The 23,619-nt window shown below is 40.8% G+C and carries 27 protein-coding genes; 22 read left to right on the top strand and 5 right to left on the bottom strand.

Features of this window, described 5'->3' with window-relative positions:
• The first annotated feature begins 21 nt into the window (after positions 1-21).
• From BLS15_RS19445 to BLS15_RS19375, 15 genes are all read left to right on the top strand, one after another.
• Complete coding sequence (locus BLS15_RS19445) at positions 22-882, top strand: MurR/RpiR family transcriptional regulator (protein ID WP_028532294.1); 861 nt, start codon at positions 22-24, stop codon at positions 880-882.
• A gap of 767 nt (positions 883-1,649) precedes the next feature.
• The gene (locus tag BLS15_RS19440) at positions 1,650-1,955 is read left to right on the top strand and encodes a DUF5713 family protein (protein ID WP_028532293.1); all 306 of its coding nucleotides are present in this window, start codon (positions 1,650-1,652) and stop codon (positions 1,953-1,955) included.
• A gap of 217 nt (positions 1,956-2,172) precedes the next feature.
• On the top strand, positions 2,173-2,742 hold the full coding sequence (locus tag BLS15_RS19435; protein WP_028532292.1) for an SMI1/KNR4 family protein: 570 nt from the start codon (positions 2,173-2,175) through the stop codon (positions 2,740-2,742).
• A gap of 103 nt (positions 2,743-2,845) precedes the next feature.
• Positions 2,846-3,307 carry a hypothetical protein gene (locus tag BLS15_RS19430; RefSeq protein WP_090513391.1) on the top strand — a complete coding sequence of 154 codons (462 nt, stop codon included), beginning with the start codon at positions 2,846-2,848 and terminating at the stop codon, positions 3,305-3,307.
• Positions 3,308-3,311: 4 nt separating this feature from the next.
• Complete coding sequence (locus tag BLS15_RS19425) at positions 3,312-3,536, top strand: hypothetical protein (RefSeq protein ID WP_090513386.1); 225 nt, start codon at positions 3,312-3,314, stop codon at positions 3,534-3,536.
• A 39-nt stretch (positions 3,537-3,575) separates the two neighbouring features.
• A complete protein-coding gene (locus BLS15_RS19420) occupies positions 3,576-3,956 on the top strand; it encodes a hypothetical protein (protein ID WP_021252868.1) in 381 nt (126 codons plus the stop codon).
• Between the two features lie 592 nt (positions 3,957-4,548).
• The gene (locus BLS15_RS19415; protein ID WP_021252867.1) at positions 4,549-4,932 is read left to right on the top strand and encodes a hypothetical protein; all 384 of its coding nucleotides are present in this window, start codon (positions 4,549-4,551) and stop codon (positions 4,930-4,932) included.
• Positions 4,933-5,207: 275 nt separating this feature from the next.
• Positions 5,208-5,855: a DUF1963 domain-containing protein gene (locus tag BLS15_RS19410; protein ID WP_028532615.1), complete on the top strand. Its 648-nt coding sequence runs from the start codon at positions 5,208-5,210 to the stop codon at positions 5,853-5,855.
• The gene (locus tag BLS15_RS19405) at positions 5,846-6,748 is read left to right on the top strand and encodes a leucine-rich repeat domain-containing protein (protein WP_090513381.1); all 903 of its coding nucleotides are present in this window, start codon (positions 5,846-5,848) and stop codon (positions 6,746-6,748) included. The genes BLS15_RS19410 and BLS15_RS19405 overlap by 10 nt, the downstream gene beginning before the upstream one ends.
• A 123-nt stretch (positions 6,749-6,871) precedes the next feature.
• Positions 6,872-7,375 carry a hypothetical protein gene (locus tag BLS15_RS19400; RefSeq protein WP_028532616.1) on the top strand — a complete coding sequence of 168 codons (504 nt, stop codon included), beginning with the start codon at positions 6,872-6,874 and terminating at the stop codon, positions 7,373-7,375.
• Positions 7,376-7,521: 146 nt separating this feature from the next.
• Complete coding sequence (locus BLS15_RS19395) at positions 7,522-7,833, top strand: hypothetical protein (protein WP_051614094.1); 312 nt, start codon at positions 7,522-7,524, stop codon at positions 7,831-7,833.
• A 25-nt stretch (positions 7,834-7,858) separates the two neighbouring features.
• Positions 7,859-8,620, top strand: a complete 762-nt coding sequence (locus BLS15_RS19390; RefSeq protein WP_090513376.1) for a hypothetical protein — start codon at positions 7,859-7,861, stop codon at positions 8,618-8,620.
• Positions 8,621-8,643: 23 nt separating this feature from the next.
• Positions 8,644-9,732 (top strand): serine hydrolase domain-containing protein, encoded by a 1,089-nt coding sequence (locus tag BLS15_RS19385; protein WP_028532618.1) that lies wholly within the window; start codon positions 8,644-8,646, stop codon positions 9,730-9,732.
• A gap of 18 nt (positions 9,733-9,750) precedes the next feature.
• Positions 9,751-10,233, top strand: coding sequence for an SMI1/KNR4 family protein (locus BLS15_RS19380; RefSeq protein WP_021255506.1), 483 nt, complete (start codon positions 9,751-9,753; stop codon positions 10,231-10,233).
• 29 nt (positions 10,234-10,262) lie between these two features.
• A complete protein-coding gene (locus BLS15_RS19375) occupies positions 10,263-10,799 on the top strand; it encodes an SMI1/KNR4 family protein (RefSeq protein WP_090513372.1) in 537 nt (178 codons plus the stop codon).
• A 110-nt stretch (positions 10,800-10,909) separates the two neighbouring features.
• On the opposite strand, the gene scfB is transcribed toward BLS15_RS19375, so the two are convergent.
• Both scfB and scfA read right to left on the bottom strand, forming a co-directional pair.
• A complete protein-coding gene (gene scfB / locus BLS15_RS19370) occupies positions 10,910-12,289 on the bottom strand; it encodes a thioether cross-link-forming SCIFF peptide maturase (protein ID WP_028532620.1) in 1,380 nt (459 codons plus the stop codon).
• Between the two features lie 102 nt (positions 12,290-12,391).
• Positions 12,392-12,541, bottom strand: a complete 150-nt coding sequence (gene scfA, locus BLS15_RS19365) for a six-cysteine ranthipeptide SCIFF (protein WP_021255503.1) — start codon at positions 12,539-12,541, stop codon at positions 12,392-12,394.
• A gap of 460 nt (positions 12,542-13,001) precedes the next feature.
• Between scfA and BLS15_RS19360 the strand changes: the two genes are divergently transcribed.
• The 3 genes from BLS15_RS19360 to BLS15_RS19350 all read left to right on the top strand — a co-directional run bounded on the left by BLS15_RS19360 (position 13,002) and on the right by BLS15_RS19350 (position 15,619).
• On the top strand, positions 13,002-14,408 hold the full coding sequence (locus BLS15_RS19360) for an N-acetylmuramoyl-L-alanine amidase family protein (RefSeq protein ID WP_090513367.1): 1,407 nt from the start codon (positions 13,002-13,004) through the stop codon (positions 14,406-14,408).
• A 20-nt stretch (positions 14,409-14,428) separates the two neighbouring features.
• Entirely contained in the window at positions 14,429-14,992 is a 564-nt protein-coding gene (locus BLS15_RS19355) for a GerMN domain-containing protein (RefSeq protein ID WP_021255501.1), read from the top strand.
• A gap of 75 nt (positions 14,993-15,067) precedes the next feature.
• Complete coding sequence (locus BLS15_RS19350; protein ID WP_090513363.1) at positions 15,068-15,619, top strand: cupin domain-containing protein; 552 nt, start codon at positions 15,068-15,070, stop codon at positions 15,617-15,619.
• A 176-nt stretch (positions 15,620-15,795) separates the two neighbouring features.
• Here BLS15_RS19350 and BLS15_RS19345 read toward each other — a convergent pair whose 3' ends face one another.
• Positions 15,796-16,503, bottom strand: coding sequence for a Crp/Fnr family transcriptional regulator (locus tag BLS15_RS19345; protein ID WP_175460807.1), 708 nt, complete (start codon positions 16,501-16,503; stop codon positions 15,796-15,798).
• Positions 16,504-16,597: 94 nt separating this feature from the next.
• On the opposite strand from BLS15_RS19345, the gene BLS15_RS19340 reads away from it, so the two are divergent.
• Positions 16,598-17,881: an NCS2 family permease gene (locus BLS15_RS19340; RefSeq protein ID WP_254777376.1), complete on the top strand. Its 1,284-nt coding sequence runs from the start codon at positions 16,598-16,600 to the stop codon at positions 17,879-17,881.
• 169 nt (positions 17,882-18,050) lie between these two features.
• On the opposite strand, the gene deoD is transcribed toward BLS15_RS19340, so the two are convergent.
• Positions 18,051-18,767 (bottom strand): purine-nucleoside phosphorylase, encoded by a 717-nt coding sequence (deoD, locus tag BLS15_RS19335; protein WP_021255497.1) that lies wholly within the window; start codon positions 18,765-18,767, stop codon positions 18,051-18,053.
• Between the two features lie 158 nt (positions 18,768-18,925).
• Positions 18,926-19,684: a Crp/Fnr family transcriptional regulator gene (locus BLS15_RS19330; RefSeq protein WP_231515119.1), complete on the bottom strand. Its 759-nt coding sequence runs from the start codon at positions 19,682-19,684 to the stop codon at positions 18,926-18,928.
• Between the two features lie 214 nt (positions 19,685-19,898).
• Between BLS15_RS19330 and BLS15_RS19325 the strand changes: the two genes are divergently transcribed.
• The 3 genes from BLS15_RS19325 to BLS15_RS19315 all read left to right on the top strand — a co-directional run bounded on the left by BLS15_RS19325 (position 19,899) and on the right by BLS15_RS19315 (position 23,616).
• Positions 19,899-20,930: a BMP family lipoprotein gene (locus BLS15_RS19325; RefSeq protein WP_044355164.1), complete on the top strand. Its 1,032-nt coding sequence runs from the start codon at positions 19,899-19,901 to the stop codon at positions 20,928-20,930.
• An 83-nt stretch (positions 20,931-21,013) separates the two neighbouring features.
• Complete coding sequence (locus BLS15_RS19320; RefSeq protein WP_021255494.1) at positions 21,014-22,546, top strand: ABC transporter ATP-binding protein; 1,533 nt, start codon at positions 21,014-21,016, stop codon at positions 22,544-22,546.
• Positions 22,543-23,616 carry an ABC transporter permease gene (locus BLS15_RS19315; RefSeq protein WP_021255493.1) on the top strand — a complete coding sequence of 358 codons (1,074 nt, stop codon included), beginning with the start codon at positions 22,543-22,545 and terminating at the stop codon, positions 23,614-23,616. The genes BLS15_RS19320 and BLS15_RS19315 overlap by 4 nt, the downstream gene beginning before the upstream one ends.
• Positions 23,617-23,619 lie beyond the last annotated feature (3 nt).

Genomic DNA, 23,619 nt, shown 5'->3' with positions numbered 1-23,619 from the left:
CAACCTGAAAGGAGAATGGATTTGTCTAACGAGCAGGGAATGGGAAAGACGTTGTTATCCATAAGAAGTCATTTCAATGGATTAACCAAAACAGAACAAAAAGTTGCAAATTTTATTCTGGAAAACGCTCAGGATATCATTTATCACTCGGTGACTGAACTTGCAGAGAGAGCGGACGTCGGTGAGACGACGGTGATTCGCCTCTGCCGGAAACTGAAATTCCAGGGCTTTCAGGATTTTAAATTATCCCTGGCACAAGATATGGTTAAGCCTTCCGATCGCTTGTATAATGAAGTTACGGAAGAGGATGATGCAGCGACTTTAAACCGCAAGGTGATATCTATGCATATTGAGACGCTGGAACAAACTTCGGAACTTATTAGTTCAGATCAGCTGGAGAAGACCATCGATCTATTAACTGCAGCTAATCATATTCACTTTTTTGGAGTTGGATCTTCAGGCTTGACGGCGTTACAGGCCGCGCATAGCTTCACCCGGATTGGCAAGCAGAGCTTCGCTAAGACAGATACACACTTTCAGGCCATGACAGCTGCATTAATGCATCCAGGAGATGTAGCTGTTGGGATATCCATTTCGGGAAGTACCAAAGATACGCTGGAGAACTTAAGCCTAGCCAAGAAAGCGGGCGCCAAGATAGTCGTTATTACGAGTAATGCGCGTTCCCCTATAACCAAACTGGCGGATATCGAACTGTTAATGGTGGCTAGAGAAAATCCATTACAAGGCAGCTCACTTGCTGCAAAGATATCCCAGCTAGCTGTTATTGATATTTTGAATGTCGGGGTTTCTTTGAAAATAAAGGATGAAGCTATGAAATACCGCGAGATAACGGCAAAATCAATCTCAGAGAAACTGTATTAATGATTACATCATTAATTTCAATTATAATTACTAAAATGAGGAAGCTTTCCATCGTCTGGAGAGCTTTTTGTCATTCTATGGCCAGATACTCACAAAAAAGGGGTGCTGATATGCTAAAAAGATTTGTTTGGAAGAAAAATGATATTCATTCCATCCAATTAAAAGAAAATGTATACATCATTGCTCAATTATTAGAAAGTCCATACGTTGCATTTTTTAATATAACGAGTGAACGTAATCATTTTGATGAGAAGCCGCTTGACTTAAATACGTTTAAACCTTTTGGGGTATGTATGGTGTTAAAGGGGTTTTTTAAACAGTGTTCCGTAGGGAAACTAAAAAATGTACAACCTAATTTGAATATCCCTATACCAGAGATTTTTATTAGTAGTGACAGGGGACAGTGGGGAAATCGGTCTGAATTTAGTGATATTGAACTCATATACAATTTGGTGAGAATCGATCCCACAGTCGGTGATAAGGGTCTTATGGGGAATGAAATTATCCAATACAATATTGATAGAAATGACCCGAACATGTTAAACAACTACGAAATTGTTGGGTATAACACGGGTTACGAATTCGTACGTCGCTTAATTCTATCGATTGAGAATGGCCGATGGATCGATCCATTAAAAGAGCAGCGATTGCTTGGTATCGATAACTATCCGTTACAAACAGTCGAAGAGATGTGGCAAGCCGGGGTTCCGAAATATGGAGTAGAGGATAAAGACGGGAATCGACAAAATGAGAACGAAGCAGCCCAAATCAGTTATCTAATTGAGATGTATAATGACCCTTTCTACCCAGAATTTTTAGTGGATAAAGTAAAGGAATGCATTTTGCGCGTTGTTCCATTTATAGAAAAAGGGAATCGTGATGTAAATAAGATTCAAAGTAAACTTGATGAAATGACAATAGCCATTAATGATTTGGCAGATGAGTTTGGGCAAAATAATAGTGAACTAGAGACTGTTGCAAGAGAATCAATTGCTGCTACAGTAGAATCGGTCTTACAATATCATAAAATCGATATTGTTATTGAGGATGCCCTTAGAGAAAGAGAATGGTAGTAGATAATTGTACACAAAGACCAAAAGGGGGTTGTCCAGAAAGTCATTGAAAGCTGACTTTTGGACAGCCCCTTTTGTCGTTTTAAAACATGACCAACTCCCTTTCTGGTAGGATTTAACTCGATTAATGTCGAAGTATGGTGAGAAGCAGCGCTGCAGACAATGAATCCGGCCAAGAGATCGAGAGAATCTTATCATTAAAGGAGGATGTATGAAGATGAATAGAGAGCCCATATTACCAATTAGACAAATAGGGGAAGACAATTGGGTTGAAAACCTGACATGCTTTCTTGAGGATCAGGATGTAGAAGTGATTTCATTAGAAACTGAAAATTTTCAAAAGACAGAGAAATATCTAGATTGGATAATTCCCTCACAAACGAAAGATTATTTCTTACATTTCGGAGGTATAGAAAGCTCTGATTTCATGTACAACCTTAAGAAAATGGATGAGTGGGAACCATTGACAAATTCTATATGGGAATTTGTATCATTGTATTTTCAACAAGAAGAAACAGATAAATATATTGTTTTTGCTGAAAGTCCGGGCAATGATCCTATTTGCTTTAAAAGGGATACTGGGGAGATTTATTTATTTTCTCATGATCCGATTAAAAGGGTTAAAGTATATAAAAATTTCAATGACTATTTATTAAATGAGATAATTGAAATTCAAAAATTGTACGCAGAAGTTACTTTTGATAGTTCTAAGGAAGAAATAGAGTATAAAAGAAACTTGTTGGATGGCGAGGGTATTGATTTTGATTTCCGCTATTTAAAACTTTAAGCATGACAAAGAATACAAACCATAGGGTTCTATTAGCAGCCCTATGGACGGTTGGCCATGATCTTTGATTATATACAGGCTTAGGACGTGAGAGGGTGATTACATGAAAATAATAGAGAACAAAGCGATAGAAAAAGAATACGATTTGCTGCTCAGAATTTTTGAAAAATATTATGACTCATATGAAGAAATGCTAAACAGAGCTAAAAATGTAGAACAAGATACCGTTATTTGGAGTGATTCATTTTTAGAATTTTTTCCATATCAAAATGCACTAAATCAATTAAAGAAGCCCCAAATCTATAAAACTGAGCCTGAATCTAATGAAGGAGTTATCGTAAATAAGTTAAAAGATGGTGAACTGTACTATTCTTATGATAAAGAAAATAAGGGATGGGGCAGTGTTTTTGTAATAAAAGAAGAGGGGATGAAACTTTATCTTAGGTTTCTAAATAACGATAATGATGAAATTTGTTTTGGAGCAAGTATATTGTGTAGTTTTGAAAGAGACTGTGATAGAAAAAGTATTATTCTATTTAAAAGACGTCGACTTGGACGGAGATGAGGAATTGAACGAAGAAACATTTTTGGTGGATGAGTATTTGTATAATAGCAATCAAGCAGTTGATACAATTATTAGAAATGGTTTCTATCATGAAAATAAAAATAGTATACCAACTACAACATTTCGATTTGAGTATGTTGATGAAGGTATATTGATATACTCAAAACAAATGAAACAAAATCAGGTGTATGTCGAACAGTTAAGGTGGAAGATCAAAAAAATCAAGTAGAACAGTAATATAGACGAGAACAAATACAAAGGAGTTTCTATGGAAAAGAAAATAGAAGATTATATTTATGAACTAGAACAATTAATAGAACGAGCTGATAAGGAAAACGATAAATACTTATTCCAAGACCCAGCATATGAAATCATGGAAGAAATTGAAGAGTTAGATAATGCATTTGAATTTGTAGAGCCCATATTTTTATTAATTGAAAGAAGTCCAGATATTGATTTTGGCGGTCCAGGGCCATTCGGGAGTTTTTTAGAAACGTTTTATCATAATGGTTATGAAGACATACTAGTAAAATCATTACAACGTAAACCTAAAGAGTATACCATTCATTTATTAGAACGTCTTTGTAATGATGAAAGTAATCCAAAAAGAAAAGAATATTATACTTTGTTAGATTCATTAAAAAAATAAAATGCTATAGTAGCTTAAAAACATATGTAAGGATAAATGTTGATATTTTCTTTACATATTTTTTTCTATGGCTAGTAGGTCGACTGTTCAACGGTAAGCTCTTTACTCTTTGATAAATATGATTGATTTTAGTGTATCTTTGCAAATCCCTATTGATTTTTCACGATTAAAACAACTAGAACAACTATATCTCTTTAATAGTTGTTATGAAAACTTAGATGCACTGTGAATCAGGGGACTTAACGCCATTACTGAAATGCCCGACATTAAAAGAGGTTTCTTTCCATCCAGAGAAGAGGCATTACTCTCATAAAAGAGACACGATAAACAATCTCCTAAAGTCATAATGATCCATGTAGAGAGAAGTGAACGTCATGATAAGGAAAAGGAATTTTGATGAAATAATGGATAGTTTAGAATCGAAATAGAAGTCCTAAGATCAGTGAGTTTATTATGAAGATTGTAGACTTAAGGAGCATCGGAGACAAAAAGCCATTGAAGAAATTGAAAAGATTAAAAAAGGACTTTCAAAGAAATCCCCTTTTCAATTATTCTGAATAGCTCGATTTCGAAAAGAGGAGGAATCAGGAAATTGAAGTTCTATCGCTATGTATTAAGTATCCCGCCTTTGGATTGGGAATGTTGCTTTCTTAGCATTGAGGAGTATAAGCAGAGCTTTGCGAATAAGTATAATCAGAATATAGCGTATTACATGCAAGTTATTGGGGATTGTCAACAGCATCTTGGTGATATCGACACCCTCGCTGCTATTACTTATAAAGATCTATGTGCAAGCGTTCATTCTGCGGAGCTGCGTTGTCCAGCTATGCTTTTCTCTATACCGAGTGGCGATCAGCGAGGTTCAGCTTTGTTTTGTATCATGTATAAGCTTGAAGACGACGGGGATACGTTTATTTACTCGCCTGTTCCACTTGTTCATCTAGAGCAAGATCAAGCAGGTGAAGTGGAGCTTTAATGGTATAAATTCAAAGGTGGCTTGGATGCTACTCAACTGTCGCGAGGGTCATCAATAATACGATATGGGACATGTCTCAAATAAAAAGCTTGCCTTTGGGCAGGCTTTTGACGTTTTAAATACAGTTCATTTTATTGGTAGGATTTAACTCGATTTATGTCGAAGTATGGTGGGAGGATGAACAGGACGTAATTATATAGGAATGTGAATAGCAGGGGGATTAACAGGAGAGATTTAAAGATTCTTAAAGTAACGACAAGGATGGTGTTGTAAAGATGTCAGTTGAAATTACCTTTAGAGATGTTGAAAATGAATCCGTTGTACCTCGGCTTGGCGGGTATAGCTTCTTGCCTGAAAATATGGATTGGCCATTAAGCCCAGATGGAGATAAATTAACACTCGTATTAAGCTTGCCAACGGATTTTCTTAATAAAACGTTAGATGTAAACTTGCCAAAAGAACATGTACTATCCGTGTTTACAACGTATAACAAAGATGATTACTTTCTAGATGTAATCACTTTTCATGGTGATAACGAAGAGTTACAAAATATTAGAAAAGGATACACGAGAGTTTTATTACATGAAGCGGGTAATATTCGAAATGAATCAGAGTTCCTCATACCAGCACAAGAGTTCATTTTAGGGGATGAATTGAATTTAGATTTAGAAGAAGAAGTAGATGGAGAAGAGTTGGATGATGGAGAGATTTACTGTGGTTCGTTGATTGGCCATACCCCCTCTCTGTTACAAATAGAAGATTTGGGTCTGGATGATTATCAATTTTGCCTACAAATTTATGGCGGCGATTTCCCTGAAGGGTTTCATGATATATTTTGCGTCAGTGACTCGACCGGATATTTGTTTGTAAATAAAAATGTGGATCAGAATAATGCAGGTGTATTTTTTACACAATGTACGTAGAAGAATACCTTTTAAAAGCGGGTGTAATAATGATGAACTATGCATTTAATGATAGTATTGGCTATTTTGAGATAGATCCACTTTTCCTTGAGGAAGGAGTACAGATTGCTGAGAAGGAAAATTACCATTCCATTCGCATTCGTAATTTGAATTCCGAAGTAGATTTGAAATGTCACTTAGATTTTGCATCTTTCAATAACAAAACATTTATCAATAAATTGCGGATTAGCAGTAATTTTAAATTATCCAAGTATCAAAATACTGAAGCTTTATCTACATTAACTAATCTTACAGAAATCACATTAGCTCAGCCAATAAATCTTGATTTGAGCTATTTCAAAAAATTGGAGGAGGTTGTTGTTAAAAAAGATCACTATCTAAACTTACATAAACTAGTAAATGTAAAAAGCTTATACGCAATTAAATATATGAAACCAGATTGTAAAGAGTTTGGTTCACTAAAATCATTAGAGTTTTTACGTCTTGATTCCTCAACTAAGCTAATTTCGTTGGCTGGGATAGAGGATTTAGACTCCTTGAAATGGTGTTGGTTCCAGTATCTAAATCATCTAGAAGATGCACATGCTCTTAGTGAACTAAAAGGACTTGAAAGACTCCAAATTGAAAAATGCAAACAACTTACTGATCTAACATTTTTGACAGGCAATCGTACGATAAAAGAATTACAGGTCTCAGATGTTGATTCTCTTGAGTTTGTGAAATCTATGAATAATTTAGAGAAAATAAATTTTTGGAATTGTAAAAGTGGAGATTTATCGCCATTGTTAGAGTGCCCATCACTAAGAGAGGTTTCATTTCATCCTGACAAGAGACATTACTCTCACAAAAAAGATGAAATAAATAATCTGTTGCAAGAAAGGAACTCCATTTAGTTGTCCTAGGTAAACGAGGATATGTGCTTAAAGATTTGAAATCATGTAAGTGTCCGAAACATATATGAAGAAGACGTTTTAAGTTCTTTCTTTACATATGTTTTTTTGTTAGAAAAGATAGTCATGCAAAAGTTAGATGTCCTTGGGGTGAGTAAAGTGGAATTTGAAATCATAATCAACTCAAATTTTAAGGTTGGAATACGTGATCCAGAAGATACAACGATATCGGAAGCACTAGATAATAGGCATGTTAATAACCAACACTTTACAATGAAATGGCATGATATCTCATTAAGAATTAATTATGGAACACAAATAGCCGATGGCATAAGTGATGTTGTTAGGATGTTAGAGGCAATCAAAGAAAGAGAAGAGCGGTTTGTCGTAACTTTCCCAAGTCAAGCATTTTTCGAAACATGGATATGTAAAATTGAAAAATCTAATATTAACGTTAAATGGGAGAGTCGAAATGATTATCGGAGTATCACGATGAAAACTGATTTATTTATAAATGAATGGCTCAAGTTATTGCAGCAACTACGACAGGTCTTAATAGAAGCTGGATATAATGGTACCAATCTAGTGGATTTTGATTTTCTTGAAAATCTTGAAAGATTTTATTCGTAACATGCGAAGTTCCAATTTTATTTAGTACGTCCGTAACTAGACAGTTTATTAAAAATAGTAATATTTATAACCAAAGCATGAAACCCCTTACAAATTACAAGCTTCCTAATTATAAAATAGATTCTTTAGGTATGGGAAGTAGACATGTGACAGTATGGAAAGGAACAACAAATGAGCGGAAAGTATTGATACTGGGTCAAGGTGGAGGCAGGTTAATAGAAGAAGACATGTCTGCAGGTAGCTATAAAACGAAAATAATTATGCCTTCAATTCCTGTTACAGATAACGAGACCATAGATAAATATGAGCTAACCAATGTCCGGGTATATCCAGAATTTAATGAACGATTATATCTTTGTTATCAGTTTGGGAAAAACGTAGATCCTTTAAAAGATCTGATTTTCGATAGACCAATTCCTTTAGCATATAAAGACTATATTGATATTATTTCTTCATAAAACAATCTTGATAAGAGGTTTAATAATGGATACAGAAAACGGAAGAATTTACTGTAATATTTATGGCTATTGTGGCAGTGTCGCAGAATGGATAAAAAAATCTGTTGAGTTGTTCTCTAACAATGGTTTCCCTCTAAAAAGTGTTAGCTATGATGTGAACTATCAGAAGTTAGAGAGGAAGAGCCTTAACAAGTTTCAGAGTGAAATTACTGAGATGAATGAAGAAAGTTTGGAAAATTTATTTTCATTTACGATATTTAAGGGCAGAAGCATGAAGGTTCCAAGCTCTTGGGAATATGGGGTAAGGTTTGATAAACCCAGTAGAGAATTACAGATTTTCTTCAATACAAGCTTGGAAATGAACCATACACAAACTCTTGTAAATCTATTAAAAGCTTATATAGATGATAAAATAATCAACTTTGGATATTTTTCATATGACACGATTTGGAGCAAAGGTGAAAGTTTAGATTTATATATGGAGGATAATCATAGTTGGTGGCTTGCCTTAAATCCAAGAAATAGGGATATCCTTTACAATTCTTCACCTAAACTAAGGCATATCTATCCAATCAACATCATAAATCGTGAATTTTTAGAGTATGAGAATGCTACCTTTTCATTTAAAGACTGGGTGAAAAATCCCGAACATGGTGCTTTGGAGGAAATAGGGCAAGGTAATTGGCTGTGGACAGTTCCAGGAGAACGCCTACATGAAATAGGGAAGCTTATATATGATAAAAAACTGTTAATTGGGGTAAAAGGTCAGAGTTTTGGTTTCGTTTAAAGAATAGACTGAGAGGTATACATATGAAAAAATTCTTGAAAATTTTCTCTATTACTATTCTTGTAATTGTAATCGTGTCTATAGGAGCTTTGCTAGTATTTGGACGTAACAACCATAGTAATTTATCCGGAAGTATTTCTGATAAAATCGATCAATATTTGACCAATGAAAAATTTCAGGGAACCGTCCTAATTGCAAAGGAAGGTGAAATTTTATTTACAAAAGGTTATGGCTTGGCAGCCACTGATTTACCGAATAGCCCAAGCACGCTCTATCAGATTGCTTCATTATCTAAAACATTCACTGCAGTAGCAGTCATGCAGCTAGTAGAAAAGGGACTTCTGAACGTAGATAATCCAATTTCGCAATACTTTCCAGACTTTCCGAATGGAGAGTCCATAACAATAAGTCATCTACTAAGTCATAGCTCGGGAATTCCGGACTATCTAAAGCCGAATTTCAAATTTGACTACAGCAAAGAATGGAATCCAAATGATATTGTAAAAACCGTTAGTGGTTCTGAATTAGAGTTTACCCCAGGTAAAAGCTTTAGTTACAGTAATACTGGTTATGTGATGTTAGGACTTATTGTTGAAAAAGTTAGCGGACAGTCATATGCAAATTACATAGAAGAGCATATTTTTAAGCCAAGCAACATGTTGAATTCTATGTTTACGGTTTCGGCTGGTAGACCAAAAGCGGAAGGACATATAAAGGGGGAAGTCGGACCCGTAATGCATAATTCTGCAGCGTTTGCAGCTGGGGATATTATCTCTACAGTTGAAGATTTAGAACGGTTTGACAGAGCCCTGCGTAATCATGCATTGATAAGCAAAGAATCATCAGAACTGATGAGTATGACCCATGCCAAAAAGTTTCCGTCTCAATATGGATATGGATGGTATACGCAAGATGTCATGGGGAGAAAAGCAGTTGGGCATCCAGGGGGATACCCAAGTGGTTTCCGTCATTATGTTACACGGCTAATGGACGAGGAATTAACAGTGATCGTTCTTAGCAACGAGATGACGGTGAATTCCAAAAAAATCAACCGTAATCTTACATCCATCGTTCTTCAGGAGCCGATTTGGATATGGGAGGAGAAACTTTAAACAAGGAGAATGATTAAAATGAACAAAGAGCTTCTTAATAAGATAGAAATTTTTTTGAAAAGAGAAGAAAACAGCAGTCTTATTGGTAAACCTGCGAGTATACAAGAGATAAAAAATGCAGAAAAGATGTTACATGTAAAATTTAATGATCAATATATAGAATTTATTAAATTATTTGGCGGGGCTTATGGAGGATTAGCAATCAGTGCTTTTAACAATGGAGATTTAATTGGAAAGTCAACAGTCATCGATCTTACTCTAAAATTTAGAAAGATATTTGAAGAAGATATATTTGATTTTAATGGCATGGAATTTGAAGGCGAAAGTGTAGAGTTATTACTAAAAAATTCATATGTTATTTCAGATGATGGTTCTGGGAATCCAATCCTAATGAACGAACAAGGAAAACTATTTATTTTTCTGCATGATTCAGGAGATGTGGAGTTATTAAATAATTCGTTGGAAGAATTATTAATCGAAACTTACTCAAAAATATCATAAAAGAATCCAAAGTAGGAGGTAGAACCTACATGAACAACCATTCTAAAGGAAACAATAATAGATTTCTGAATCATGATATTTGTTTTGAGGAATCTTGGAAGACGATATCAGTATCCCAAATAAATGAAGTTGTATCTGATGAGTTTCCAGGTAAAAAAGATTTTATCGCGTTTTACCTTGCTAATAATGGCGGGGTTTTTACTAAAGGAGCTTATATTTATCCTGATCATTTTTATGAAATAACAAACAAGGATTATTTATCGATAGAGATTGGGAGTTTTTTTCATATTCCATTATTCGAAGATGAAGAAGATTCTCATTACACAATGTCTATGGAAAAAGCAAAAGATAGAAGGGCAGATTATTCTGAGGATTTTGAAAATTTCACTCTATTTCATATCCCTTTTGCCGACAATCATGCGGATAATGATTTTTGGATTGATATCCAAACTGGGGAAATTAAATATATGGATTACGAAGAGAGTTACGACCCTGAAGATGTAATAGTTGTAGCACCTTCCTTCTTGGAATTTTGCAAGCACATTCAGGCACAACGTAGGGAATAGATGATGTTATCATTCTATATAGTATGTTTCACAAATTGATTCAGATTAATATGACAGAGAATGATTAGCGGCAATAGCAAAGAGGGGCGGTGAGCCCCTCTTTCATTTATCTACACTTCACTCTCTTCCATCTCTCGAATCGACTCGGCGACCTTGGCCATCATTGAGCATTCGATCCGTTTGCGGAACACGTCACAGCTAAACTCGTAGCTTCCGTTGATGGAGCCTGTCGCATGCAGGGCATTGGCAGGGCAGCCGCCGCTGCAGTAGAGCTTCGCCCAGCAATTATGGCACTCCGGCTTCGTGTAGCAGTTGCTCTCTTTGAATTGGCACTGCAGCTCAGGACGCGTGACGCCATCCCAGATGTTGCCCATGCTGTACGCTTCATCCCCGACGAACTGGTGGCAAGGGAAAAGTTCGCCCCATGGCGTAACGGCAAGATATTCTGTGCCTGAACCACAGCCCGTGATTCTCTTCTGGATACAAGGCCCTTCTGAAAGATCTAGCATGTAATGATAGAAAGTAAACCCTTTGCCTTGTTCACTGCGCTTAATCATTTCCTTGGCGAGAATTTCGTACTGATTATAAATCTCCGGGAGATCCTTCTCGGTAAGCGCATAGGGTTCCCGTGGATCACAGATGACGGGTTCCATCGAGATTTTGTCAAAACCAAGATCTGCGATATGGAAGATGTCATTGGTGAAATCGATGTTATTCTTCGTATACGTTCCACGCACATAGTATTCCTGGTCTCCGCGCTTTTGGACGAATTCCTTGAATTTCGGTACGATAGAATCATAGCTGCCCTTGCCGGTAACGGTTGTGCGCAGCCGATCATGAACCTCTTTTCTTCCATCCAGACTTAAGACGACATTGTAGATTTCCTGATTTAAAAACTCAGTAACTTCATCGTTGAGCAGCATGCCGTTCGTTGTGAAGGTGAAGCGGAATTTTTTCTTCCATTCCTTCTCTTTGCTTCGTGCGTACTTTACAATCTCTTTGACAACTTTCCAAGCCATAAGCGGCTCCCCGCCGAAGAAGTCGATATCGAGGTTTCGGTGATGGCCAGAATTTTCGAGCAGATAATCAATAGCTCTTTGTCCAACCTCTACGCTCATAATTGCTCGATCACCATTGTATTTCCCTTGACTGGCGAAGCAATACTCGCACGACAAATTGCAAGTATGTGCGACATTGAGACAGAGCGCCTTTACATACGTTTTACGTGTTTTTAAATGAATAGACAGCTCCTCATACGCATCCTCGGTAAAAAGCTGCTCATTCTTAATAAGTTCCTCGACCTCTAAGATCGTTTCTCGAATAATTTTTTCTGAATATTGTTTTTCCTTCATTAACGATAGGATTTGTTCGGGTGTTTCCTGTTCATAAAGCGCAATGATCTCATACGCCAGGTCATCAACAACATGCACAGAGCCACTATAGGTGTCGATCACGATGTTGTATCCGTTCAGTTGGTATTGATGAATCATACTGCGAATCAAGCTCCTTTTTGTCTACAAATTGCAGGTGGTATCCATAGAAACAACTTCGCCGTCCTTGGAAGGACGGCGGTGAGTTTCATTGCCTATTTGTTATTTGTTCATGTCATTCTCACAACGTTGATTGGCTACGCCGCAGGAAGTCTTGCAAGCAGACTGGCAAGATGTCTGGCATGCGCCGCATCCGCCGTGTTTTGCAGTGTCCATCAGTTTGCGTGTGCTTAGTGTTACGATTCTTTTCATCATGAATAACTCCTCTACCATTTCGTGAATGCGAATAAACTTGCTACGTTGAACTATGGTAGCAACAACTTTGGAGGTTCAACAATCAAAAAGGTCACACCATTGATTGGTGTGCATATAATTATGCTTCGATTAACTCTATCTATTAGCCAATCAGAAAATAAATGAACACTTTTGCCAACAACATGGAAGGGGATTCACCTATACTTGTAGAATATTGTATGTCAAATAATTGGAAATTTTGATAGAGGACTACGAATACCTATATTCGGTGCCGGGAGGTGGATGGTCGACTTACGAGACTCGAAATTATTTGCTCTATAGTAATTTCATATCAATTAATTACTTATTCATTTTATAGATGCAGTCGAGAGGATCATGGTGTGGTTTTACATGGGTGGTTGGTCGTAGATGTGATCATGAATAACAATTCCGAAGCTGAATGAGACAGAGGTGTACGATGAAGAAATCCATACTTTTTATTTTATTTAGTGTATTTTTTCTGATCGCTTTACCGAATCATAGTGATGCGGCAGCTAAGCAAACGAAAATTATTTTGGATGGTGAAGAGTGCGTTCTTCCTGAGAATGCTGACGTCGTAAATCTTAACAATAACGTGATGATTCCCATTCGTGTAGTTGCGGAAAACCTAAAGTTTAAAGTGGACTGGCATCAAAAAACGCAAAATGTGAAAATACAGCAAAACGCCAAGGTGATCTCATTAGCAGTTGGTAAGAAAGAAGCGTTAGTCGATAATGAGCAAAAAACGCTGAATCTCGCCCCTCAAAATATAAAAAACACAGTGGTTGTCCCGATACGATTCGTTAGTGAAGAGATGGGGTTAAAAGTAGGCTGGAATAACGTAGACAAAATCGTCACGTTGGATCGAATCAACCCGGATCCCTCTCCTCCTGCAACAGGTGAAGAGTCTGAATCGGAGTTACATCATGTGAATGACATTCAATTTGCAAACAATCAACTGGTTCTTTCTTTAGATCAGGAGGTTACTCCAGTAATTACTCAATTGACGAGCCCAGATCGGATCGTTGTTGATCTGCCTCATACTGCATTTGGAGGGTCTTTGGCTGAATCCCTCGGTTCCAGATCGGTAGGTAAATTAGATTTAAGTGGGGTACCCAATGTTACGGAAGTAAGATATTCGTTATTTAATCAAGACCCGGCTCAGATTCGAATTGTCATTGAGTTAAATCAAATCAGCAATGTACAGTATACTTCCGAATGGATGGAAGGCCAATTAATTGTTGATCTGAATATGAATGGTGATCTCATTACTACCAATCCCGATGCTGTGCTTCCTCATTCAGGTGCCAAACTCGTAGTTATCGACCCAGGTCACGGCGGAAGCGATCCGGGAACATCGGGTTATTCGAATCAAGTTGAGAAGGACTTTACGTTAGCGTTGTCCTTGAAAGTACAAGCACTGCTCTTAGAGGAACCTGAAATCAAAGTTGTCATGACTCGTGAAACCGATGTATATCCTACTCGTACAGAACGTGTTCAATTGGCCAATACAGGTAAGGCGGATGTTTTTGTATCGATACACGGCAACAGCGTGAAGGATTCACCCAAAACGACAGGTACAGAGACGTTCTACTATCAACGAAGCAGCAGTAAAAGTCTGGCTGAAGTGATTCATAGGCATTTGATTGAGGCTATCGGGCTAAAGGATCGCGGTGTGAAAAATGGCGACTTGCAAGTCATTCGAGAAACAACAATGCCGGCAGTCCTGTTAGAGATTGGATTCCTAAGTAACCCTGAAGAAGAAGCAGCACTGTTATCAGATTCTTTTCAAGATAAAGCTGCTCAAGCTATTGTTGATGGAATCAAAGAATATTTGGGGAAGTAAATCGGTGAGGATGTGCTGGTATGAAGCAACGTATGTCGATTACGATTTTGATATTGGTTATCGCAATAGTAGCGACAGCCTGTGGAGGCAAGCCTGCTACTAAATCAGGGGCGGCTTCAACGTCGAACGAGGGGATTTATTCGCCCGCAAATGGAACGGATAAGGCAGTAGATAAAGCTGAAAATCAAACGGAGGAGATTGTCGTTTACTTCGTGGATTCTCAAGTAACGGAGTTAAAGCAGAGTAAGCTGGAAATTCATTATTCGGATAGTCTGGACAAATATAAGAAATCATTTAAGGCACTGCAAAGTAACAACCACTCTGAACTTGTATCCTTATGGAATAAAATCGAGCTAAATGCAATGAAATTCCACGAGGGAGTTTTAACAATAGATGTGCATATTCCAGGCGAGGCGAGATTAGGAGCTGGCGGTGAACTATTGGCTTTGGGTGCGCTCAAGGAGACCCTATTTCAATTTAAGGAGATCGAGAACATCGAACTTCTTAGTGATGGAAAAGCTCTAGATAGCTTCATGGGGCATGCTGAACTGGAACATCCCATTTCTCGTAATAAGGCTGAGTAAAGAAGTATGCGCCTCTATATGGGCAGCTGCATAGGATATACGGTGGTGATGAAAAACAGTACGAGGAGAATGAATATGTATCCGTGCAATTACCAACCGTGGCATTATCCTTCTCATTATCCCCAGGGTAGCATGAATCGGTGCTATAGTTGGAATCCGTATGATTATAGCTGGAACAATCATCAGTGGCCTTTTTCAAGAAGCAATATGGTGTTGAAGGATTACGGAGGCCAGCCGTTCGTCGTTGATATTGAGCAGGCAGCCGAGCAAAACAAGACGTATCGTACGGCTCTGTGGACGGGAGAGCACTTGCAAGTGACGCTGATGAGTATTCCAGTCGGAGGTGATATTGGCTTGGAAATGCATCCGACAACCGATCAGTTCATACGGATTGAAGAAGGGCAAGGGCTTGTGAAGATGGGGGACAGTAAGGAGAAATTGGACTTCGAGCAGCACGTCGATGGTAATTATGCCATCATGATCCCGGCAGGCACATGGCACAATGTCATCAACATTGGGTATAGACCGCTTAAACTCTACTCGATCTATGGCCCGCCCAAGCATCCGTTTGGAACCGTTCATCCAACGAAGGCGAGTGCCATGGCCGCAGAAGGCAGTCATGACTGAAATATCTCGTTATGGAGCCCGAAATGATGAGACTAGTTGTTATCACGCTCCACCAAGCGATAAGCGAGGTGGAGCGTTTTTGCATTTATGATCCAGTTCACAAAATAAACGTTACGGGCGTAACTGATACGCCTTCGGTTCTTTTGATATAGTTAGGCTGTAAGCCAACGTGGTCATTACCACTTCCGAAGTGCAGGGACTTCCTCTGTTTCCTCGCACATCTGTTCTAGCTTCTGTAAATTGACGATATATATAAATTTCTGACGAATGTCGATCAATCCTTCGCTCTGAAAGTCACTTAGGGTTTTGGAGATGGATTCACGTGTGATCCCCACCATATTGCCGAGCAGGGCATGATTGATTTTCATATCAATCTTGTAAGCGGTTCCATCTTCTTGACCAAAATTATAGTATAAGTCCATAATTTGATTGGCGACTTTCGTTCGCACATCACAAAATGTCATATAACGGATCATGCGATTCAAGACGCGCACCCGTTGAAACATAATTCCGTATGCTTTGTGGAGAACAGAAGGATATTCCTTAATGATTTGCAAAAAATCTGCTTTACTAATCTGCCAGGCAATAAGCGGCTCCAGCGCTTCGATGGTGCAGATCCGATGGTTATCGCCAGAAATGGCTTCGGCTTCGCCGAATATTTCACCCGCGAGTTGAATGCTGAGCACAACTTCCTTCCCATCTTGAATCCGGTATATTTTGACTTTGCCGGTTCGAAGAATGAAGATCTCATCGCTATGGTCATTTTCAAACATGAAAACATGATTTTTTTTATAATGACGTTCTTTAAGCATTGGTGCGATACGTGCAGCTAAATCACCAGGTGGAATCTCAGAGAAAAGTGGGATTTGAGCAATGTCTATCATACGTCCAGATCCTTTCATAGTGAGATCAGGACTATTGTAACATGGTTTGACCATAAGTAATAATCAGGAATAATTGGATGGAGGAAGAGGAGAATTGAGGGTGCGAGCAAAGGAACTGTTCCAAATTCGGGACATCGAGACCAATATACGTACGGAAATGCTGGCGGGTCTGACTTCATTTATTACAATTGCCTATATTATTGCGGTTAACGGGGCTATCTTAAGCATTGCGGGAATGCCGTATGAAGCCGCAACAATAGCGACCGTACTGTCTTCAATAGTCGGATGCATGCTAATGGCATTCTGGGCGAAATCACCGCTCATTCTGGCGCCAGGCATGGGGGATAACGCATTTTTTGTGTTTACGTTGGTGGCATCCTTCGGCCTGACGTGGCAGCAGGCACTGGCAGCGAGTTGTATCGCAGGTGTTCTGTTCTTTGGCATTTCGATGACGAGAAGCGCCTTCTATTTGTCGCAGACGATACCCGAATCGATGATACGAGCCATGACGGCAGGAATCGGATTGTTCATTGGATTTCTTGGCTTGAAAAATGGCGGCGTGATCGTGCCCAGTGAGAGTACGTTCGTGCAATTGGCGAGCTTCCGCGATCCGTATGCGTTAACGACTCTATTGACGCTTGCTCTCGTAGTACCGCTGTTTTTGCGCGGGGTGAAGGGGAGCTTCCTGATTGGAATCATTGCAGGAACACTGATTGGGGGAGCTCTTGGGATTGTCGATTTCTCGAAAATGGATAGCTTCACGTTCTCCATGGCGGGGTATGAGCAGCTGCTATTTGCTTTTGATTTTAGCCTTCTGAGCAGCTTTCATTTCTGGATTGCCGTATTTTCCTTGTTGATGGTCATTCTCTTTGCGAATATGGGGGCGCAGTTAGGCATGCTGCCGGACCATTCGAAGTTCAAGCGTTCATTTCAAGCCAACGCGTTATCTATCATTACGGCATCCATGCTGGGATGCAGCCCGACGACTACGGTTGCTGAATCCGCAACAGGCATTGCGGCTGGGGGGAGATCTGGATTAACGCCATTTATCGCAGGTTTGCTGTTTATTCCGGCATTGTTTGTTGTTCCGATCTTGAAATTGATCCCGAATGCAGCGATTGCACCTGTGCTTATCATCGTGGGCTGTCTTATGATGCAAGGGGTCAGACATATTCAGTGGGATGACTTGACGGAGGCTTTTCCAGCATTTCTGATGATGCTCGTGATGCCGTTATCATTCAGTATCGTGAATGGGATCGCATGTGGCTTTATAGCCTATCCGATGGTCAAAATCGTCACGGGGCGGCGCTTTGAAGTCACGGCAGCCATGTATGGGATTGCGGTATTGTTCTTGATCTATTTTATCGTGAGACAGTAAAAGATTTTTGTGTAAAATTTTGTCTAAATATGGTAAGCTAGGCGGAGAGGATGGTTGGAGAGGGGGACGTGCCGTGAGACTGATTGCCATCACCCGAATATGACGCATCGCGTAGGCTTATGCCTGATGCGCCCATATTCGGGTTTGTTACGGTTACGGTGAAGCAGCATTACCCTTGGCGGATCGCTGTCTCCAAAGCGACTTCAATCATATCGTTGAACGTCAATTGCCGCTCTTCGGATGTCGTCGCTTCACCTGTTAGGATATGGTCGCTTACTGTGAACATAGCTAGTCCGTTAATTTGATGCTTCGCCGCCAGCGTGTACAATGCTGCAGTCTCCATTTCAACAGCCAGCACGCCGTAAGCGCCAAGCTTCAGCATCGTATCCTTGTCATTGTCCTCTGTATAGAAGATATCAGAGCATAAGATGTTCCCTACACGCAGATTTAGTTTCTTCTCCATGCCGATATCGTACGCAGTCTTGATGAGATCGAAGTTCCCAATCGGCGCGAATGCATAACCTGGGAACCGGTTCGTATTAAGCGAAGAATCCGTACATACCGCTTGGGCAATAAGCACGTCGCGCAGCTTCACATCATGTTGAATCGCGCCGCATGTTCCGATGCGAATGATCGTCTTCACATCATAATCTTGAATCAATTCTGTTGCGTAAATCGCGAATGAAGGAACTCCCATCCCAGAACCTTGTACAGAAACAGGCTTCCCTTTGTATGTCCCTGTGAATCCAAGCATCCCGCGGACTTGGTTGTGGCATTTCGCGTTTTCCAAGAATGTCTCAGCAATATACTTTGCGCGCAGCGGATCTCCAGGCATTAAGGCAACGGGTGCGATTTCACCTTTTTTAGCTTCTATATGTACACTCATTGGAACGTACCTCCTTTTCTTTTTCAAGCGCATAAATCATGAAAACGCTTTACTCCAATACCCTATCATACGTGTACACATCAATTCAGTAATGCAAGCTATCGCTTTTCTGTGAAGTAGATTACAAAAAAACAGTGCAGCGTTTAACTGAACTTCTTCTAAGCTCCATCTATAATCGAGTTGTCTCCAGCTTTTGTGTACCACCTGCGTTGGTCAGGCGGATGAGCGCATACACGATCACATATGCTGCGAAGCGTGGGGAGATCAACAATCTTAATCGTTTTCTGTTCAATCGTGATGATCCCTTCATCTTGGAAGTCCTTTAATACTTTGGATACGGACTCGCGGGTTACGCCGAGCATATTGGCAATGACATGATGCGTTAATTTATAGCCAATTATGTAAGCGGATTCACCTTCAGCTTTCCGTCCTAGGTTGCAATACAAGTCATAGATGAGGTTCGCCGTCTTCAGACGAGTGTCAAGGAAGGAAATGTACTGGGCTTTGCGATTGAGAATCCGGATGCTCTCTACGAGCAGCCAGTAACAGCGTCGCAGCACGCTGGGATACTCGTCCAGAATGGTCTGGAAATCTTGCTTCTTCAAATACCAGGTGTGCACGGTTTCCATAGCAGCGATGGAGGCAATGCGGTAATCATCATAATGGATGGCTTCGATCTCGCCGACGACATGGCCAGGGAAGGCAACGCCATATATGATTTCTTTGTCTTCGAACAAGCTATATATTTTAATGGACCCGGATCGAATAAGGAACACATCGCCGTTATGATCGCTTTCATAGATAATAACTTGATTCTTGCGGAATTGCCGGTTGCTGATCATTGGCATAATACGCTCTACTGCTTCATCTGATAGTTCTTCAAAGATTGAAATGCTTCTTATGTCTGTAATCATCATAGATGCCCTCACTTTCCAATATATGTGGCATGTTAGAAAATCACCGAAGCTAGTCCATGAAAGATAGATTAATAGAGCCGTGTTGAGTGTTGAAACGAAGCTTTTTACTGTTCATTATGACCGTGATGCGGCTGAAATTCAAGGCAAGTGAAGCCCATTACCGGTAATGAAAATAGATTTTCACAAATTCAATTATGTGTCGGAGGGTCTAGAGATGAAGAAAAAGATGAATCTTTTACTTGTATTCGTATTGATGGTTTCCATGGTGTTATCCGCATGTGGCGCGAAGAATGAATCCAAGAGCGGAGCTGGCACAGCTGGAGAAACTGACGGCAAAAAGCTCAAAATCGGTATGGTTACTGACTTGGGCAGCGTCAATGACAAATCCTTCAACCAGAATGCATGGGAAGGATTGCAGAAGTTGAAGGCTGACTTTGGATACGATGTCAAATACGCGGAACCCAAACAAGATTCTGAAGTCATCCCAAACTTGAATCAATTCGTCAAAGGCGGATATGACCTGACATGGGCGACAGCTTATACATTGGATGGCGCCATAACGCAAATTGCCAAAGAAAACCCGGATGCGAAGCTTGGCATCATTGATTCCTCCATTGTTGTGCCAAACGTTGCAGCTGTTTCCTTCAAAGAACAAGAAGGGGCCTACTTAGTAGGGGTAATCGCTGGCTTGATGACCAAATCGAATAAGATTGGCTTCGTCGGCGGCATGGAAATCCCTCCAATCCAACGCTTCGCAGCCGGTTTCCGTGAAGGGATCAAAGCCGTAAATCCGAATGCACAATTATCCGTGAACTATACAGGGCAATTTACACGCGTTGATATGGGGAAATCCGCTGCGGCAACGATGTACAATGACGGCGCAGATATTATTTTCCATGCTTCAGGATTGACAGGCAACGGCGTGTTTAACGAGGCGAAAGAGCGTGTCTCCCAAGGGCAAAAGGTATGGGTTATCGGGGTAGATAAAGACCAATCTCTGACGTTCGGCGATGAAGTAACCTTAACGTCCATGATTAAGAAAGTTGATGTCGCTGTCTATGAAATCTCGAAGCAACTAGCAGAAGGCAACTTCCCGGGCGGTAAAGTGACGAACATGGGTCTCAAAGATAACGGTGTTGACATTGCACCAACATCCACGAAGAACGTTCCGGCAGATGTATTGGCGAAAGTAGAAGAATACCGCAAAAAAATTATTGACGGTGAAATTGTCGTACCAGAAATGTAAAGCAAAGAACCGATTGGAACCGAAAAGCTCCCCTCGCCTAATCAGCGGGGGGTTGTTTCTGGAGGAGGAAGGAGCCAAGTCTAATGGTGCATACAGAGACGGTATTGGAGTTAAAAGGAATCACAAAGCGATTTGGTGACGTCGTCGCGAATGAAGACATCTGCTTTGCCTTGAAGAAGGGCGAAATTCATGCATTGCTTGGTGAGAATGGTGCCGGCAAGTCGACATTGATGAATATCGTATTCGGATTGTATCAGCCAACAGAAGGCTCTATTTGGGTCAACGGACAAGAAGTGATTATGGATACCCCGAACCGGGCGATTGAGCTGGGGATTGGGATGGTGCATCAACATTTCAAGCTTGTACAGCCTTTTACGGTCACTGAAAATATCATTCTCGGCATGGAACCGAAATCCGGTCTGAGAACTGATTTGAAGAGTGCTTCAGCTAAAATTCGGCAATTATCGGAGCAGTATGGCCTAAATGTGGATCCTGCTGCCAAGATTGAGCATATTTCAGTAGGAATGCAGCAGCGGGTAGAAATCTTGAAGACGCTGTACCGCGGCGCAGATATCGTCATCTTGGACGAGCCGACGGCGGTGCTGACACCTCAAGAGATTACGGATCTGCTTGCCATTATGAAGCGGCTTGCGAGTGAAGGCAAGTCCATTATTATCATCACGCACAAGCTGAAGGAAATTATGGAGGTTGCGGATACGTGCACCATTATTCGCCGGGGGCGCGTGATCGACTCGGTTATGGTCAAGGATTCCAGCCCTCAAGAATTGGCTGAGAAGATGGTGGGCCGCGAAGTGCGGTTCAAGACGGAGAAGGCTCCAGCCAATCCGATGCAGCCTATTCTGAACGTAAACAACTTACACGTTCGCAGGGATAATGGACAATTTGCGGTAGACGGCCTCTCCTTCCAGGTTCGTGCGGGTGAAATCGTCGGCATTGCGGGGGTTGATGGGAACGGACAAACCGAGTTAATCGAAGCATTAACAGGCATGCGGCGTGTAGAATCGGGCGAGATTCAGTTGGACGGCGTCAATGTCGTGAACAAGACTCCGCGTGAGGTTGGCCGAGCTGGAATGTCGCATATTCCGCAGGATCGCCATAAGCATGGTCTGGTGTTGGACTTTACCGTGCCGGAGAATGCAATCTTGCAGACCTATGATAAGCCTGAATTGACGAAGGGCGGACTTATGGATCACAAAGCTGCGTTAACGCTTGCCGAGAAATACGTGAGATCATTCGATATCCGTATTCCCGGATATGAGGTGCCGGTACGTGCAATGTCCGGAGGCAACCAGCAGAAATTAATTATCGCCCGGGAAATTGATCGGCATCCCAAGCTGTTGATCGCCGCGCAACCGACACGCGGCCTCGATGTTGGGGCGATTGAGTTTGTCCATAAGGCGCTCATTGCGGAACGCGATAATGGCAAAGGCATACTTCTCGTATCCTTCGAATTGGAAGAAATCATGAACGTGGCTGATCGAATTATCGTGCTCTTCAATGGCCAAATCGTAGGAGAAGCTCGTCCAGAAGAGACCAATGATCAAGAGCTAGGATTGATGATGGCGGGCAGACGACAAGGAGGCGAATCGAATTGAATCGTGTGAACAAGCTTCTGCGTCAAGAATCGATCTGGATACCGGTCATTTCCATTGTGATCGGGATTGTCATCGGCGCGATTGTGATGCTGATTGGCGGATATGATCCATTGCTTGCCTATTCTTCGTTGATAGATAAGATTTTCGGTAGTGTCTATGACATCGGTGAAACGCTGCGTTCTATCGTCCCACTGATTCTATCAGGTCTCGCGGTTGCGATCGCATTCCGCGGCGGGATGTTCAATATCGGGGTGGAAGGGCAGATCGTGATGGGCTCTCTCGGGGCCTTGATGGTCGGAAATATGCTGGAATTGCCGCCATTCATTCATGGGATCGTAGCGATACTCGTCGGAACCTTGTTCGGTGGAATATGGGGGGCACTGGTCGCCATATTCAAAGTCAAACGCGGGTTGAATGAAGTTATCTCGTGCATCATGCTGAACTGGATTGCCCTATATATTAGTCATATTGCAATCAAATCGTACATGGCTGAAGCAGGCACATCCCGTTCACAAATGATCCATGAATCTGCGGACATCCAGATTCCGTGGTTATCGGATCTGCTCAGCGGGGCTCGTATTCACTGGGGATTCTTCATCGTCATCTTCATCCTTATCGGTTATTACTATTATATGAACCGCACCAAGAAGGGCTATGAGATTCGTGCAGTAGGATACAATAGGCATGCTGCGGAATACGCAGGGATGAATGTATCTAAGATTGCGATTCGTACGTTCTTTATCTCTGGCGCGCTTGGCGGCTTGATTGGCACGTTCGAAGTGCTCGGTGTATTTAAGTATATGGCGATTACGCCTAATACTTCTGGCATTGGGTTCGATGGAATCGCGGTAGCCCTGCTCGGCATGAACACGGCAGTTGGGGTAACCTTGTCCGCAGCTCTATTTGGCGGCTTGTATTATGGTGCGCAAGGAATGAGCTTCGGTGCTGATGTGCCTCCTGAAGTGATTAAGATGGTAATCAGTATCATTATCTTCTTCGCGGCAGCTCCAGGAGCCATCCGCATGTTCATCAAGATGTTCAAACGCAAATCGAAGCGGGAGGAGGGGTAAACC

The sequence above is a fragment of the Paenibacillus sp. cl6col genome (assembly GCF_900102125.1).
Classification (GTDB): domain Bacteria; phylum Bacillota; class Bacilli; order Paenibacillales; family Paenibacillaceae; genus Paenibacillus_B; species Paenibacillus_B suaedae.
This window is presented reverse-complemented; position numbering and strand designations above follow the sequence as displayed.